At 62.8% G+C, this 15,845-nt stretch carries 17 protein-coding genes and 1 tRNA gene; 11 read left to right on the top strand and 7 right to left on the bottom strand.

The annotated features are described in order from the left end of the window. Positions 1-139: 139 nt before the first annotated feature. Positions 140-382: a response regulator gene (locus ACT6QU_RS15425; RefSeq protein ID WP_444564432.1), complete on the top strand. Its 243-nt coding sequence runs from the start codon at positions 140-142 to the stop codon at positions 380-382. Between the two features lie 333 nt (positions 383-715). On the opposite strand, the gene ACT6QU_RS15420 is transcribed toward ACT6QU_RS15425, so the two are convergent. From ACT6QU_RS15420 to ACT6QU_RS15400, 5 genes are all read right to left on the bottom strand, one after another. Then, the gene (locus ACT6QU_RS15420; RefSeq protein ID WP_444564431.1) at positions 716-2,167 is read right to left on the bottom strand and encodes an ATP-binding protein; all 1,452 of its coding nucleotides are present in this window, start codon (positions 2,165-2,167) and stop codon (positions 716-718) included. Positions 2,168-2,287: 120 nt separating this feature from the next. Then, complete coding sequence (locus ACT6QU_RS15415; RefSeq protein ID WP_444564430.1) at positions 2,288-3,436, bottom strand: hypothetical protein; 1,149 nt, start codon at positions 3,434-3,436, stop codon at positions 2,288-2,290. Positions 3,437-3,441: 5 nt separating this feature from the next. After that, positions 3,442-3,720 (bottom strand): hypothetical protein, encoded by a 279-nt coding sequence (locus tag ACT6QU_RS15410; RefSeq protein WP_444564429.1) that lies wholly within the window; start codon positions 3,718-3,720, stop codon positions 3,442-3,444. 405 nt (positions 3,721-4,125) lie between these two features. Beyond that, positions 4,126-5,979, bottom strand: coding sequence for a DUF6538 domain-containing protein (locus tag ACT6QU_RS15405; protein ID WP_444564428.1), 1,854 nt, complete (start codon positions 5,977-5,979; stop codon positions 4,126-4,128). A 93-nt stretch (positions 5,980-6,072) separates the two neighbouring features. Next, a tRNA-Ser gene (locus ACT6QU_RS15400) sits at positions 6,073-6,162 on the bottom strand. Between the two features lie 306 nt (positions 6,163-6,468). Here ACT6QU_RS15400 and rplU point away from each other — a divergent pair. The 4 genes from rplU to ACT6QU_RS15380 all read left to right on the top strand — a co-directional run bounded on the left by rplU (position 6,469) and on the right by ACT6QU_RS15380 (position 8,496). Next, positions 6,469-6,918: a 50S ribosomal protein L21 gene (rplU, locus tag ACT6QU_RS15395; protein ID WP_444564427.1), complete on the top strand. Its 450-nt coding sequence runs from the start codon at positions 6,469-6,471 to the stop codon at positions 6,916-6,918. A gap of 25 nt (positions 6,919-6,943) precedes the next feature. Then, positions 6,944-7,213, top strand: a complete 270-nt coding sequence (rpmA, locus tag ACT6QU_RS15390) for a 50S ribosomal protein L27 (protein WP_024587093.1) — start codon at positions 6,944-6,946, stop codon at positions 7,211-7,213. 125 nt (positions 7,214-7,338) lie between these two features. Continuing rightward, positions 7,339-7,929, top strand: coding sequence for a GNAT family N-acetyltransferase (locus tag ACT6QU_RS15385; protein ID WP_444564426.1), 591 nt, complete (start codon positions 7,339-7,341; stop codon positions 7,927-7,929). A 36-nt stretch (positions 7,930-7,965) separates the two neighbouring features. Further along, positions 7,966-8,496, top strand: a complete 531-nt coding sequence (locus tag ACT6QU_RS15380; protein ID WP_444564425.1) for a DUF3833 family protein — start codon at positions 7,966-7,968, stop codon at positions 8,494-8,496. On the opposite strand, the gene ACT6QU_RS15375 is transcribed toward ACT6QU_RS15380, so the two are convergent. Both ACT6QU_RS15375 and ACT6QU_RS15370 read right to left on the bottom strand, forming a co-directional pair. Continuing rightward, positions 8,493-9,428 (bottom strand): bifunctional helix-turn-helix transcriptional regulator/GNAT family N-acetyltransferase, encoded by a 936-nt coding sequence (locus tag ACT6QU_RS15375; protein WP_444564424.1) that lies wholly within the window; start codon positions 9,426-9,428, stop codon positions 8,493-8,495. The two genes, ACT6QU_RS15380 and ACT6QU_RS15375, sit on opposite strands and share 4 nt — an antisense overlap. 51 nt (positions 9,429-9,479) lie before the next feature. After that, the gene (locus ACT6QU_RS15370) at positions 9,480-10,343 is read right to left on the bottom strand and encodes an endonuclease/exonuclease/phosphatase family protein (RefSeq protein WP_444564423.1); all 864 of its coding nucleotides are present in this window, start codon (positions 10,341-10,343) and stop codon (positions 9,480-9,482) included. Positions 10,344-10,432: 89 nt separating this feature from the next. Between ACT6QU_RS15370 and obgE the strand changes: the two genes are divergently transcribed. The 6 genes from obgE (at position 10,433) to rlmH (ending at position 15,834) form a co-directional block, all read left to right on the top strand. Continuing rightward, positions 10,433-11,470: a GTPase ObgE gene (gene obgE / locus ACT6QU_RS15365; RefSeq protein ID WP_444564422.1), complete on the top strand. Its 1,038-nt coding sequence runs from the start codon at positions 10,433-10,435 to the stop codon at positions 11,468-11,470. Between the two features lie 5 nt (positions 11,471-11,475). Beyond that, positions 11,476-12,603, top strand: coding sequence for a glutamate 5-kinase (gene proB / locus ACT6QU_RS15360; protein WP_444564421.1), 1,128 nt, complete (start codon positions 11,476-11,478; stop codon positions 12,601-12,603). 11 nt (positions 12,604-12,614) lie between these two features. Beyond that, positions 12,615-13,901 (top strand): glutamate-5-semialdehyde dehydrogenase, encoded by a 1,287-nt coding sequence (locus ACT6QU_RS15355; RefSeq protein WP_444564420.1) that lies wholly within the window; start codon positions 12,615-12,617, stop codon positions 13,899-13,901. A 203-nt stretch (positions 13,902-14,104) separates the two neighbouring features. Then, complete coding sequence (locus ACT6QU_RS15350; protein WP_444564419.1) at positions 14,105-14,725, top strand: nicotinate-nucleotide adenylyltransferase; 621 nt, start codon at positions 14,105-14,107, stop codon at positions 14,723-14,725. Between the two features lie 186 nt (positions 14,726-14,911). Next, positions 14,912-15,271: a ribosome silencing factor gene (gene rsfS / locus ACT6QU_RS15345; RefSeq protein ID WP_444564433.1), complete on the top strand. Its 360-nt coding sequence runs from the start codon at positions 14,912-14,914 to the stop codon at positions 15,269-15,271. Positions 15,272-15,354: 83 nt separating this feature from the next. Further along, positions 15,355-15,834 (top strand): 23S rRNA (pseudouridine(1915)-N(3))-methyltransferase RlmH, encoded by a 480-nt coding sequence (gene rlmH / locus ACT6QU_RS15340; protein ID WP_444564418.1) that lies wholly within the window; start codon positions 15,355-15,357, stop codon positions 15,832-15,834. The last annotated feature ends 11 nt before the right edge of the window (positions 15,835-15,845 follow it).

Below are 15,845 nucleotides of genomic sequence, written 5' to 3'. Positions count from 1 at the left end.
GGAAGCAGCGGCTGGATCACCGACCACTCGAAATCCGTCAGATCGAAACGCGCCATAAACACCTCCTGTCGATTGCAGGAAGGGAATCACACCGCAGAGCCCTTGGGAATCTCGTTTATGGGTATGTAACCTAGAGCTCATGCGTGAGGGGCACGAATTCGACCTTGTCATTACTGATCATGCCATGCCCAGAATGACCGGGATGGAATTGGCAAAAGCGTTACGCACACAGTGGCCGCTTTTGCCGATCGTCATGGCGACCGGCTACGCGGAGTTGCCGGAGGGGAACGTGCTCAACCTGCCGAAATTGTCGAAGCCCTTTACTCAAGCTCAACTCGAAGAGGCAGTCGCAACGGCGGTCTCGACGCGTCGGCACATGTGAATTTCTCACAGACGCCGCCCCCACTCAGGTTGTGATCAACGGCTCTGGACCTCGGTGGCTATGGGCAGCTTTCGGGATCAACAAGGATCTTCGGACAGCAAAAAGGGGGGCGTAAGCCATCGCTCTCAATAAACGATCGTCATTGTCTTCTGTTTGGTTGCTGGCTTCTTGCCGTGCAAGTTGGGATCGCCCAAATTCTTTGTTCTGGCTCACCGGCAGACAGCCTTCCGTCCGAAGGATGTTGCAGATCGCCCGACATCTGCCGGACGATCCCCGGTCGGGCCACTGGCGGGGCGCCGCACCTCGGGCTCGGGCCCAGCCCGGAACGTATTGCTATTTTGAGATCAACCTGAAAAATCCCCGCGACAGCGCGATACTGCTCCGACGCACCATAAGCCATCCATCACCGCGCAGGCGTTTGATTGCCGCCGTAAGCTGACGCGGTCCAAGACCCGTGAGACTGCGGATAGTCTCGATATCGAGTTCGCCTTTCGGGGTGGCCGACAAGCAGGCCACGACCCGCTCGTCAGCCTTCTCGCGCTGCGCGCGCACGACCGCGAGTCGTTCGCCGATGCCGCTCTTGTTGTGAACCAGATCAGATGGCGGACTGCCTTTCGCTGTGCTTTTGATTTTTTCCCCCTTGCCATAGGCGACAGCTCCGCTGGCAATCAGCCTGGAGATCGCATCCTGAAACTTACGGCGACGCTCCGTCGAACCGACCAACAGCGCCAAGGAATCCAGTTCGGCGCCACGGGGTCCGAACTGCTTGATAACTTTCAAGATAGTTTCGTCGAGCAGGCCCGCATTGCTGAAAGGTCCATCCGCTGCCTCCTCGGCCTGCTCGCGGAAGCACTCCCGTGCCGTTCTGGACGACACGGCAGGAGCGGCACCTGTTGCGGTCGATTGGGCACTGCCGATGAGAGCCAGCAACTGCTCAATGGGCGCAGGAACGAGCTTGAGCTTTGCGACGAGATGTTCGTTGCCCAAAACTGCAGAAGACGGCTTGCAGATAAGGACGTGACTGCGGGCACCCGTGCTGAATGAAGGGCCGTCAATCAGGAACTGCCCTGGCAGAAGATTTCCAAGCCTAGTTGCCTCTGCATTCGAGAGACCCAGTTCGCGACGTGCCCGGTCGCGATCGCCGGCCTCGGACAACCTGCCGAACATCCGGATTGACGTCTGCGACGTCAGGCTCCTCGAGACGTCCGCGATCCGCTGGGACGCCACCAGAAGCGAAAAGCCACGCTTGCGACCTTCCTTGCCCATATAGACGATCGCGGCGGTGGCCTTCGTACTGCCGCGCACGGGCGCGAAATTCTGCACCTCGTCGATCATCACCAAGCAGGGATGGTGGAGTTCTTTTGGCAACTTCATCATCGCACTGAGAAACTTCTCGATGATGCCAGCCTGCTCGGCGCCGTCCAGCGTCGACGTGTCGATCACGATAGAGGCCCGACTAGCGAAGAGTTCGGGGAGCACCTTGAGGACGCGTGCGATCGTCACTCCCTCGTCGCGGTATTTACCTCCTGCGACGACCAGCCCGTTTGGGACCGCCGAGCGCAGGCTCGCGAATGTACCTTCGGCGTCGAAAATGACGAGGGCCATTCCAGCTGCTGCGCCGAGTTCCATGAACTTGCGCGCTGTCACGCTCTTGCCGGCACCTGTCATGGCCGTGATCAGAATGTGCTTGCTGACCGCTTTGCTGAAGTCGATCACGACGGGCTCCCCGTCAAATGTCTCGGCGAAAATGTTGTCCGCGGTGATATTGGAAGAGTTGAAAGTCATCGTACGCGTCCTCGTGAATTGGATGTGGGCAGTGTCCGGGTGGCTGGCCCCGGACACTGAAAGGCGACTTGCGTGCCGCGGGAGACCGAGATGGTCACAGCAACGGGACGAGAGATGGCCTCAGGCGGCCTTACCCATCTCGCGGGCGGCCTCGAGCTTGGCTTTCGCATCGGCCTTCTTTGCGCGCGCGCGATCCCTCTTTTTCTCGAGCTTCAACCGATCGGCCGTCTGATCTGCCTTCGCTTTTTCGGCCTCGGCCTCGCGCGCCAGCTTTTCGACGACCCTGTTCGCTTTTGCTGCACGGGGCCCGAGAAGCCATTCCAGCTGCGGAACCACGGTCTCGGTGAGCCATGGACCCACTTCGCCTGCAGCCGGCCAGTCTTCATAGCCGCCGAGCTTCTCCAGCGTCTGCCAGAGTGCGTACCACGGGTCGTCACGTGTCAGCGGTTTCACATGGACGACGGTGTCGGCGTAACCTTTCCCCGCAGGTTGAGCCAGCCAGGTCAGCGTTTCGATCTGCTCACGCAGGAGCCTGGTCGGATGAATGAGCGGACGCTGTGAATCCTTCACGACGATCCGCCTTCCCTGACGAAAGGGTTCGAGCGTTACGAGGATCTGCTCCAGAAGTGCGGCACCATTCTCCATCACCATCGCCACGCCCAATGCTGTCTTCTCCGCGATCCGTGCTCTCAGTCCTGCGGCGCCACCGTCCTCCGGTCGCGCACCTGACAGTGTGTCGGTCTGGCCGAGAATGGCGTTCATCCTCTTCCCAGTCAGGGCCTCGCCCGCCTCGCAGACCGCCAGAGCCTCCTCGATGTGATGGGGCTCGGCGACGGCCAGTTTGTAGAGCACCGCTGCCTGCACGCCTCCGGCGACCAGCTTGTCGCGATACGGTTGAAGGTGACGGTAGACGCTGCCGTAGTTTTCGGCGCCCCGCCGAGAGAGGCCCAGCACGGGTTTGACCAGCTTGACGAAGCTATCCTGGTCTGGAACGATCTCCTGGAGCGCCGTCACCAGCGCGCCACGTTCGAACACCTGGTCCGTCGTCAGCCGGCCAAGGCTTTGCGACTGCAGGCGCAGGTTCTCGAGCTGGGCGATCTCGGCCGAATTGATCCCGAGGCTCGCATAGTCCGGCATCTCTGACCGCGCCTTGCCAGCTTTCGCCGGGCGAACGGGGGCGGTGTTAAGAGCCTTGCCGCCATTCGAGGCAACATTTGCCTTTTGGGGAGCTGGGCTCGCAACGACGGTATTCTTGTCCATCTTCTTCATCTCTTTTACCTTTTTGCTGTGACAATGTCGGAACCGACCACCGGGTCAGTGGCCACCGGAGAAAGCTCTCCAGCTATTCGGCGCTCATCGTCAGGAAAGGTCCGGCGAAGCGTCGAGCCGCCGACTGCTGAAAAGTTCGGGGTTGCCGCCCGTCCGGAGAGGTCGGTGGCGCAGGCGACATCGCCCAGCATCCAAACGCCGGTATCAGATCGGCCGGCCAAGAGTGGCGGTGCTGTCACCGAGGCGCCGGAGAACGGGCGCAGAAAAACGTCGAGCGTGTTCATCGGAACACTCCCATACTGGCGGCACGCGACCGCAATGAGTTCCTCCCGCGAACTCGTTTCGCGAGACAGAAATTCGGGGTCGAGCGAAAGCGCGCGAGCGCTGCCGCAGTCGACGAGATATTGAATAGGAAGCCCGAGCCGTCGGGCGACGACGGAGCGGGCTAGTCTATCGACTGAGCTGTACGAACAGGGTTCATGACACCGCCTCCGTGGCAGGCTGCGGGACCATTCCCGACAGCGAGGATCGGCTGTTTAGCCTAAAGCTGCGGCGCGGCATAGCGCCAAGATCATCGACTCCGTTTCATCCTGACCAAAGGATTAACGAGTGCGGCAATGTTTTGATCTACGGCAGTGCAGTCATGCCGATCGAAATGATCGGTCATCGCAATCATTGATGCGGGACGACTAGCGACCTTGCGCCTTAGGCCGTCGACCCATGGTCCGCTTCGAAGTGGACAAGCTGGAGAAGTTCAGTCGCTTGAACATCGAAAAGTCGACGTCTTCCATCAAAGGGGCATGCGCAAGCTCACGGGCCCTCTTTTCACTGATGGCCCGGAAGCCATAAAGGTCGTGTTCATCATCCAGCTTGTGCCCGGCTTGCAGCTTCCGATCTCGTGGGTCGATCTTGTTGTCACGCATCTGTTCGATGTTGCCGCCGCGCAGCGAATGGAAAACCTCGCGGCGATCGCCCTCGACACCTGACCGCTTGAACAAGCGCTGCATGTAGGAACTGGCGCTCTTGCTGGGGTCTTTCAGGCGTGTCAGTTCCCGAAACAGAAACTGGTCGCCTTGCCGCATTGCCCAGTCAACGAAGCCGATCTCGCGCAGCAGGTCATGCAGGACGAAGAACGTCGTGCTGGCGTCGGTCTTGATCGGCACCCTTTTCCACACACCGGATTCCGACAGTACGATCCCCGAAGTCTGGGCAACCCAGACGCCAGGATACTTTTCACGGAAGTCGCATCCCTTCAGGTGAACGAGGAGTCCAAGGCGCCGTGCCGTCAGATGGCCCAGCAGAGGCAGCATCGCCTCGTCTAGCAAGTCACGCTCGACACCAGTGTGGAAGATTCGTGTTAGTTGGCTTGAGCTAAGGGGTTCGGTTGGCCGCGCAGAGCCGGCAGTCTCGGGATACTGGAACCTCGCTCCGGCGAAAGGATCGGGGTAGTTCCAGGCCGTCATCTGGGATCGGATCACCGTTTTCGCGACCGTGACGTAGCCATCCTCGAGCGCGGACCGCATCAATGGCTTCATCGTCAAATTCGCATTCGCGGCGAGGATTTCTCGTGGCGATCGGTCGCGGGGGCGGTCTTTTTCCTGCGCGGGCCAATGCGTGAGGAGTGCGATGTATGCCTGGATGTCCGTGGCCGTGTAAGTATCGACCGGGTGGTCACCAATCAAATCAAGAAAGACGCCCAGCCTGTACCGCGCCGTGCCGATGTCTTTGTTTTCGGGACTTGAGCGGAGTGCACGGGCAGCGAAATACTCTTCGGCGGCCTCACTCAGCAATGGGAGTTTGGATTGCTTGCGTGGAGCCGCGCGGCGGTCAAGTCTAAATGCGGGCACGATCTTTCCATCCGCATCGCGATGTATTGTCACCGGGAGGCCCACATCGTTTGGCGTGGGTACTATCCCGCTGGTTTTGTCGGCAGAGGTGGATGGAGCAACGACGGCTAATGGTACGCCGTTAGCGATATCCACGGTCATCTGTACTTTGGCGATCGCTTTCTCGCGGATGATGTCGGCGTTATCGGTGATCAGCGCATTGCCTGCTGCACCCTTCGCTATCTCCCGGTTCAGCATGACGAGATCGCGCATCCCGTCGAAGGCATGTCGCTGATGCGGCGGAGTGGGCGATGCCGGCTGCGCGATGATCGATCGCATGGCCTGTAAATACCCCTTCAGTTCGCCCATCGCGACAAGCGGAAACTCGGGATCGAATTCCGGCGAGCCTCCGGTCTGCGCATCGTCATTCTTCAATTTCGTCGCCCTCATCAAGTCAAAGCGCCCGCGAGCCAATACCGCCAGACTTTCGGCCTGCACACGCGCTTCACGGGCGGTCAGGGCGCCCAGTCCGATGCGCAAAACGCGTTGTGGTGTTCCAGCCAGATCGTCCGGCACCTTGATCTGAAATAGATAAACGGATCCTGACCGCACCAGATAGCGACCGGGTCGCGAACCTGAAGTTCGCTTGACCGGCGGGATGGGCATGCCCGGCCGTTCCGACGATATGTCCAACGATACTTCGCGCGATACGTCCACGTCTCCGACTCCCTTCGAAGGGAGCCCGGGAAAATCATTTTCGCTAGCGGAAACAGGAAGTTGAAGCGATCGGGGGACGAGTTCGCCGGAAAGTGGCGGAGAGGGAGGGATTCGAACCCCCGATGGGCTTGCACCCATGCCGCATTTCGAGTGCGGTGCATTCAACCACTCTGCCACCTCTCCGCGGGGCGTGGTTCGCTCTTTCGAACGCGGCGCACACATAGCCATTGTGATGGATCGGCACAAGTGGTTTTGTCGACGAAATGGGGGCATTGGGGCGAGGGGGTGCGGAAGCGCGGCAGCGCGCTGCTTTGCGTTGACTTCAAGGCGGCGCTGACGTATGAGCAGCCTCGAAAATCCGGTGTGGCGTCTCGCCGCGCCGGTTCTTTGCTGGAAAAATCGCCCGCAGGGACAGTTTCAACCGACTGAACAAGAAGCCGGCCGGGTGCTCGCGCATCCAGAGCCGGAACCGAACAGAAAGGACAAAAAATGTTCGCAGTCATCAAGACCGGTGGCAAGCAGTATCGCGTCGCCGCCGACCAGGTCCTGGAAATCGGCCGCGTCGCCGGCGAGATCGGCGACATCGTCGAGATCGGCCACGTGCTCGCGCATGGCAATGGCGACGACGTGACGATCGGTGCGCCGCTCGTGTCGGGCGCTTCGGTCTCCGCCGAGATCATCGACCAGAACCGCGCCGAGAAGGTCATCGCGTTCAAGAAGCGCCGCCGCCAGAATTCGCGCCGCAAGCGCGGCCACCGTCAGCTTCTGACGACGGTCCGCATCTCGGAGATCCTGCTCGACGGCGCCAAGCCCTCGAAGAAGGCTTCCGAGAAGAAGGCCGCGAAGGCAGAGGCCGGCGACGAGACGCCGAAGGCCGCCAAGAAGGCAGCGCCGAAGAAGGCCGCCGCCAAGACCGAAGCTGCCGAAGCCGGCGAATAAGAACAAGGCATAAAGGAGAACTCCCATGGCACATAAGAAAGCTGGCGGTTCCTCGCGCAACGGCCGCGATTCCGAATCCAAGCGCCTTGGCGTGAAGAAGTTCGGTGGCGAAGCCGTCATTCCGGGCAACATCATCATTCGCCAGCGCGGCACCAAGTGGCATCCGGGCACCAATGTCGGCCTCGGCAAGGACCACACGATTTTTGCGATGCAAGAAGGCGTCGTGTCGTTTGCGCGTAAAGCCAACGGCCGAACCTACGTATCCGTGGATGCGGTCAAGGAAGCAGCGGAGTAGTCGGTTCCGCACCACAACACCGGCGCCCCATCTCGGGTCCGGTGTCTGGTCGACAATCCAGAACAAAGCACAGGGGAGATGGGTCGCCATCTCCCCTTTTGCCGTTTTGATCTGGAGGAAGACCCATGGTTCTGGAAAAGGAAGACCTCGAGGAGGAATGTTGGCGGATCGACTGCCCCGTCCTCGTCACCGAAAGACTGGTCCTGCGCCCGCCGCATGAAGACGATCTCGAGGAGTTGGCGGAACTCGCCAACAACCGCCGCGTCGCCGAAATGCTTGGACGGATGCCGCATCCCTACGGCCCGGCCGAGGCGCGCCAGTTCCTCGATTCCACGCGCGCGGATCGCGAAGCGGGCTGCGTCTACGCCATCGCGCTCGGGGCCAATGGCGCGTTCATCGGGTGCGCGGGGCTCAACGCCACGGCGCGCGGGCTCGAGCTCGGCTACTGGATCGGCGAGCCCTATTGGGGCCGCGGCTATGCGACGGAAGCCGCACACGCGCTGGTCGATCTCGCCTTCCGGGCGACGCCGATCGACGTGCTGCACGTCTCGTGCCGCGTCATCAACGCCGGCTCGCGCGGCGTCATCCACAAATGCGGATTTCAATATTCGGGCCAGGGAATGCTGGATTCGCGCGTCGTGGGGCGCGTTCCCGTCGAACGATACCGGCTCGACCGCAAGACGTGGGTGAGCCTTAGAAGCTGGGGCATGGCTTGACCGGCAGATCCGGCGGCGAGGCGTGCGCGTAGACTGATGAAATCCGGACTGGAGATCACTGTCATGCGCCGTCTCGCCGCTCTTGCATCGATCATGCTGGCCGCCTTGCTCTCGCTTGGGCATGCAGAGGCCAAGAATTTCCTGCTCGAAGAGTACTTCGCCGGCAAGACCGTTGCCGAAGGTTCGTTTCGGGCGATCAATTTCACGAGCCGCAAGTTCACCGTCGATCTGACGGGAACGTGGAACGGGCGCACGCTGACCTTGCGTGAGGACTTCGTCTATGACGATGGCGCGCGCGATACCAAGACGTGGCGGTTCACGAAGACCTCGCCCACGACCTATACAGGAACACGCGAGGACGTCGTCGGGCAGACGCTGGTGACGATCGACGGTAATGTCGCAACGTTCTCCTATCAGGTCTATCTGACGCCCGAAACGCAGGAAAACCTGGTCACCTTCTTCGACCGAATGGTCCTCAATGAGGACGGCACTGTTTTGAACAAGGCCACGGTGATGAAATACGGCTTTCCTGTAGCGTGGACACGCGTCGATTTCCGTCGCGACTAGAGCGCAAGTTCCCAGTCTTCACCGACAATTTCCTGTCCGAAGGAAGAGTGCGGCCTGCGCGCGACGCATGTGAAACCCGCCGCCTGATAGATGTGCAGCGCCGACGACAGGATGTCATTCGTCCAGAGCACCAGACGTGAATAGCCGGCCTCTCGCGCGCCCTCGATGCAGGCATCGACGAGCCTTCGTCCCAGTTTCTGCCCACGCAATGCGGGTTCGACGTAGAGAAGCCGCAGGCGTCCGACGTCTTCGCTGTCGCGCATCAGGAAGACCGAACCGACCGTTGCGCCGCCGCGATCGGCGATCCAGGCACGCTCCCCCGGTTCGCGTGGGCGCCGCGCGAAAGCGACGAGGATTTCGGCCACCAGCGCCTCGAACGCGGAATCGAAGCCGTACTCGTGGTGATAGAGCAGGCCCTGCCGATGCGCGATCCAGCCAAGATCGCCGACTTCGAAATCACGCAGACGGATCGGCGGCTCTGCGCTTGCAGGCTCCAGGAGAGAGCGGACCTCCGACATGGCGCGCACCAGACGACTGCGGTCAGAGGACGCCAATCCATCGACGAGTTCGGCGGCCTGCATTTGCGAGGCGCGATCGAGCGGGGCAAAGGCGGCGCGACCGGCTGTGGTCAGTTCGAGAATGGAGCGGCGACCGTCCTTGGTCGATGGGGTTGCCTCAAGCAAACCGGCTGCCTTGAACCGCGTCAGGATGCGGCTCAGATATCCGGCGTCTAGCCCAAGTTCGCGAGCGATCGTGCTTGCCACCAGGCCGTCGCGCGTGGCGAGTTCGTAGAGGATGCGTGCTTGCGTCAGGGTGAAATTGCTTGCCAGAAATCCATGTTCGAGCAAGCCCATGCGCCTTGTGTAGAAGCGGCCAAATGCCCGCAGTGCCTCTTCCGGTGACGGTTCCGTGTCAGTGGGGCGAGCGTCCATGGCAAATCCTCCGCCACGAGCATTTGCGCATTAAGTTGACGGAGTCAACTATTATGCTGCAAGGTCCAGCCATAGCGGCAGGTGGTCCGATCCCCGTGCGTCGATATCGACATGGGCTGAAGCAAGATGGGCGGCGAGGGCGGCCGTGACGAATGCGTAGTCGATGCGCTTGTGTCGCGCGGCGTCTGTCGGTCGTTCCGGATCGACCCAGCTATGCGATTCAGATTTGAGGTGCGCGGCCGCGTCCACGAACTTGTCCGCCACCAGCGGCAGGCCAAACTCGTGGTCGATGCTGCCGGTCATTTCGAGATATTCGGGCGAACCGCGGAGCATGTTGAAATCGCCCAGCAGCACCGCGTTTTCAGGGCGAGGTGGTTCGGGGAAGCCCATTTCCGCGACGCCGGTCAGGCCGCCGCCTTCATGCAGGTAGGCAAGGACGCGTTCCATCAGGTGCCGGATTTGCATCAGCCGTTCGTCGGGCGAGCGATGGTCGAGATGGGTCGAATAGAACCGGATCGGGCCGAGCGGTGTGTCGACCAGAGCTTCGAGCGCGCTGCGCTGGAAGTTCATCTTGGCGATCGAGCGGCGGCGCGGCAGCAGAAAATTGCGCGAGGCGAAGATCGGTGTTTTCGACAGGATCATGTTGCCGAACTGGAAGCGCAGATCGACGGCTTTTCCGTCCTTCACATGCGAGCCCATGTCGATCTCGAAGGAGGGTCCGTAAACGGAGAAATAGTCCGGCAGCAAGGCGCGGATTTCGGCCGGCATGTCGCGGCCCTGATTGCTGGGGTTGTTGCGCGAGACCTCCTGCAGCGCGATCAGGTCGGCGCCGCGGACCGCGTCGACGATGCGCGCGATGTCGTATCGCTTGTCGAGGCCGATCCCATACTGGATGTTGTAGGACACGCATTTCATCGGTTTCACCCCCGCGCCCCTCGCACTTGGGCGCGCGATGGGCTAGATGAACGCCCAAAGACCAAATCCCCTCAACGATTGTCAATGCGATGAAATTTCTCGACCAGGCCAAGGTGTATATTCGATCCGGCGACGGCGGTGCCGGCGCCGTCTCCTTTCGGCGCGAGAAGTTCATCGAATTCGGCGGACCGGATGGCGGCGATGGCGGGCGCGGCGGCGATGTCTGGGCGGAGGCGGTCGACGGGCTGAACACGCTGATCGACTATCGCTACCAGCAGCACTTCAAGGCGCAGACGGGCGTTCACGGCATGGGCCGCAACCGCACCGGCGCGGGTGGCTCGGACGTGGTGCTGAAAGTACCCGTCGGCACGCAGATCTACGAGGAAGACAACGAGACGCTGATCTGCGACCTGACGCGCATCGGCGAGCGCTACCGGCTTGCCAAGGGCGGCAATGGCGGCTTCGGCAACCAGCATTTCAAGACCTCGACGAACCAGGCGCCGCGCCGCGCCAATCCGGGCCTCGAAGCCGAAGAGCGCACGATCTGGCTGCGGCTGAAGCTGATCGCCGATGCCGGGCTCGTCGGCCTACCCAACGCCGGCAAGTCGACTTTCCTCGCCACCGTGACGGCGGCCAAGCCCAAGATCGCCGATTATCCCTTCACGACGCTGCATCCGGGCCTCGGCGTCGCGCGGGTCGATGCGCGCGAGTTCGTCATCGCCGACATTCCGGGCCTGATCGAGGGCGCGCATGAGGGCGTCGGCATCGGCGATCGCTTCCTCGGCCATGTGGAGCGCACGCGGGTGCTGCTGCATCTCGTCTCCGCGCGCGAAGAGGATGTCGCAGATGCCTACGAGACCGTGCGCGGCGAGCTCGATGCCTATGGCAACGGTCTCGACGAGAAGCCGGAAATCCTGGCGCTGAGCCAGGCCGACACGGTCGATGCCGAGACGCTGGCCGAGAAGGCCGCCGCACTCGAAGAGGTTGCCGGCCACGCACCGATGATCCTGTCGGCGGCGACGGGGCAGGGGGTGCAGAACGTGCTTCGCGCACTGATCGCCAATGTCGAAACCGCCCGCGCCGTCGAGACGCCGCCGGCGGACGATCCGCGGTGGCAGACGGAGTAAGCGCGATGAAGGCGCTATCGTCTCACCGTCGCATCACGGTCAAGATCGGCTCGGCTCTACTGGTCGACCGCGCGAGCGGGTTGAAGCGGGAATGGCTGGCCTCGCTGGCGGAAGACATTGGCAGGCTGACCGCCGAGGGCTGCGAGGTCCTCGTCGTTTCCTCCGGCGCCATCGCGCTCGGCCGCAACATTCTCGGCCTCGGGCGGCGTGCCTTGCGGTTGGAGGAAAGCCAGGCGGCGGCCGCTGCGGGCCAGATCGCGCTCGCGGGTGCCTGGGCCGAGGAGCTCGGCCGCGTCGGGCTCAAATCCGGCCAGGTCCTCGTTACGCTCGGCGATACCGAGGAGCGACGGCGCTACCTCAACGCCCGCGCGACGATCTCGACGCTTCTGAAGCTCAACGCGGTTCCCGTCATCAACGAGAACGACACGGTCGCGACCAGCGAAATCCGCTATGGCGACAACGACCGGCTCGCCGCGCGCGTCGCCACCATGATGGGCGCAGACCTGCTCGTCCTTCTCTCCGACATCGACGGGCTCTACACGGCGCCGCCGCAGCTCGATCCGGACGCGACGTTCATCCCCCATGTCGAGGCGATTACGCCGCAGATCGAGGCGATGGCGGGCGCGGCCGCGTCCGAACTCTCGCGCGGTGGAATGCGCACCAAGATTGATGCCGGCAAGATCGCGACGGCCGCCGGAACCGCTATGATCATCACCTCCGGCGCGCGGCAGAACCCGCTCGCCGCGATTGATGCCGGCGAGCGGTCGACCTATTTTGAGACGAGCGCCCATCCGGTGCGCGGCTATAAGACGTGGATCGCGGGCCAGCTCGAGCCGGCGGGCCGCATCTCGGTTGATGCGGGCGCGGTACGGGCGCTCGGCCAGGGCAAGTCGCTGCTGCCGGCGGGTGTCACGCTCGTCTCCGGCCAGTTCGCGCGCGGCGACACGGTCGCGATCCTGGGGCCGAACGGTGCTGAGGTCGCGCGCGGACTTGTTGCCTATGACGCAACGGATGCCGTAAAGATCGCGGGACTGAGAACGGCCGAGATCGAGACGGTTCTCGGCTACGAAGCGCGCGCGGCGATGGTGCATCGGGACGATCTCGTCATGTCCCGCGCGGTGGTTGCAGGGTAAGGGAGAGCATCATGCTCCAGGCGCATGAAGGATCGCGAAACGACGTCGCAGCGCTGATGGCCGAGATCGGTCGTCGCGCGCGGGCGGCGGCGCGACCGTTGGCGCTGGCGTCGGCGGAGCGCAAGCATGCGGCGCTGGTGGGCATGGCGCAGGCCGTTGCGCGGCAGGAGCAGGCGATCCTTGCCGCCAATGCACTCGACATGGCCAACGGCGAAGAGGCCGGCCTGTCGCCCGCCATGCTCGACCGCCTCAAGCTCGATTCCGGCCGCATCCGCGCGATCGCCGACGGCATTCGCGCGATCGCCGAACTGAAGGACCCGATCGGCGAAATCATCGCCGAATGGGACCGGCCGAACGGGCTTCACATCGAACGGGTGCGCACACCGCTCGGGGTCATCGGCGTCATCTACGAAAGCCGCCCGAACGTCACGGCCGATGCCGGCGCGTTGTGCCTCAAGGCCGGCAATGCCGTCATCCTGCGCGGCGGATCGGATTCGCTCAATTCCTCGCAGGCGATCCACGCCTGCCTCGTCGAAGGCCTGAAGTCTGCAGGCCTGCCGGGCGACGCGATCCAGCTCGTCCCGACCACGAACCGCGCCGCCGTCGGCGAGATGCTGACCGGCCTGTCGGGCAATCTCGACGTGATCGTGCCGCGCGGCGGCAAGAGCCTCGTCGGCCGCGTGCAGACGGAAGCGCGGGTGCCGGTCTTCGCCCACCTCGAAGGCATCTGCCATCTCTACATCGACCGCAGCGCCGATCTCGACATGGCAGTGACGATCGCCGTCAACGCCAAGATGCGGCGCACCGGCATCTGCGGGTCGGCCGAGACGCTGCTGGTCGATCACGCGGTGAAGGACACGCATCTGTTGCCGATCCTGGCCGCGCTCGATGCGGCGGGCTGCGAAATCCGCGCCGAGGACGAGGTGCGGGCGGTATTTGGTCAGGCCAAGCCGGCGAATGAAGATGACTGGTCGACCGAGTATCTCGACGCGATTATTTCGGTAAAGCTTGTCGATGGCGTTTCCGGCGCGATCGACCATATCGAGCGCTATTCCTCGCATCATACCGAGGCGATCGTCGCGGACGATGCGGCGACGGCGGAGCGGTTCTTCAACGAGATCGATTCGGCCATCCTGCTGCACAACGCCTCGACCCAGTTCGCCGATGGCGGCGAGTTCGGCATGGGCGCGGAGATCGGCATCGCCACCGGGCGCATGCACGCGCGCGGGCCGGTGGGTGTCGAGCAGTTGACGTCGTTCAAATATCGCGTGCGCGGGGCCGGACAGGTGCGGCCATGAATAGCGGGTTTGAACCCGTCGTTTTGGCCGGCTAGGTGTGACGCCCTACGTTGCCCCCCTCTGTCCTGCCGGACATCTCCCCCGCATGGGGGGAGATTGGCTAGTTGCCGACCTTACCGCGCGTGATCTCCCCCCTCGCGGGGGAGATGTCCGGCAGGACAGAGGGGGGAGCGAAGGAACACTTCGTCGGAAGCCGGGCGCGCATGCCTAAGTCCATCTCCTCCCACCATCTGCGCATGCCACACGTCGAAAAAGGCATGGCCGTCGGCCTTTTCGGCGGGTCGTTCAATCCGCCGCATGGCGGACACGCACTCGTCGCCGAGATCGCGCTGCGTGCGCTTCGTCTCGACCAGCTCTGGTGGATCGTCACGCCGGGCAATCCGCTCAAGGCCGGGCGCCAGGCGTTGCCGCTGGCCGAGCGCATCGCGCTGTCCGAAACGCTGACTGAGAACCCCCGCATCAAAATCACCGCATTCGAGGCTGGATCGGCGATCCGCTATACGGCCGACATGATCGATCATGTGACGACGCGCAATCCCGGCGTCGATTTCGTCTGGATCATGGGAGCCGACAATCTGCGCGATTTTCACCTCTGGCAGCGCTGGCGCGAGATCGCGCGGACTGTGCCGATCGCGGTGATCGACAGGCCGGGCGCGACGCTCGCCTTCCTGTCGTCGAAGATGGCGCAGACCTTCAGCCGCTCTCGCGTCGACGAAAGCGATGCGGCCACGCTCGCGCGCACCCGGCCGCCGGCATGGACATTCATCCACGGTCCGCGATCCTCGCTTTCCTCCACCGCCATCCGCTCGGCCGAACGATCGTGATTGGATCGTGTCTTCGCGTGTCTTGAAACCTTAACGGGACTCTGCCTATCTATAGTGCGGGCAAGATCATCGGATTCGAATTCACGGACCGACATTAGATCGCCCCACTGTTGTTCTTGATCGAAAGGAAAAACGCTGAGAACAGCACTCCAAGGGAAGGCCGAACACGTGCCTTCGTCGTCCGGGATGACCCGCATGGTCGAGCCGTCCCAGATCCTGAACTCGGTCCTTGCCAGTCTGGAAGACTCCAAGGCCGAAAACATTGTCCCCATCGACATTCAGCGCAAGTCCAGCCTCGGCGACTTCATGGTCGTCGCGTCGGGCCGCTCCCATCGTCATGTCGCCGCCGTCGCCGATCATCTGATCAAGGCGGTCAAGGAGGCAGGGCTGGGTACGCCGCGCGTGGAGGGCCTGGCCAGTGCGGACTGGGTGCTCGTCGATACGGGCGACATCATCGTGCACATCTTCCGGCCCGAGGTGCGTGAGTTCTACAACATCGAAAAGATGTGGCAGGCTCCCGATCTCGACGACGAGACCGTGCACTAAGCCGCGGGCGTAGACCTCCGCCGGCTCGAAATGCCCGTATCCGACGGGGATCGATACGTTCGGCTTGAAACCGGAGCGCCCGCTTGCGCCTCTCCATACATGCTGTCGGCCGCATGAAGGCCGGGCCTGAGCGCGACCTCGTTGCGCGCTATCTCGACCGCCTTGCCAAGACGGGCTCCGCCGTCGGCATGGAATTTGCCGGCGTCACGGAGATCGCGGAGAGCCAGGCGCGCAGTGCCGAGCAGCGCATGCGCGAGGAGGCCGACAGACTCGAAAGTGCCTTGGGCGACGCCGCGCTGGTGCTTCTCGACGAGCGCGGCAAGAACATGACGTCGCCCGCCTTTGCCGGTTATCTGTCGCGCCACATTGATGGCGGGCGCAAGGCGATGGTCGTCGCGATCGGCGGTGCCGATGGGCACGATCCGGCGCTGCGCGGCAACGCGGACCTTCTCCTGTCCTTCGGCGCGCTGACATGGCCGCATCAACTCGTGCGAGTGCTTCTTGCCGAGCAGCTCTATCGCGCCTCGACCATCCTTTCGAACCATCCCTACCATCGCATCTGACATGGTTGATC

Source organism: Aliihoeflea sp., from assembly GCF_052435475.1.
GTDB lineage: Bacteria > Pseudomonadota > Alphaproteobacteria > Rhizobiales > Rhizobiaceae > Aliihoeflea.
Note: the sequence above shows the minus strand (reverse complement) of the source record. Positions and strands in the feature narration are given on the sequence as shown.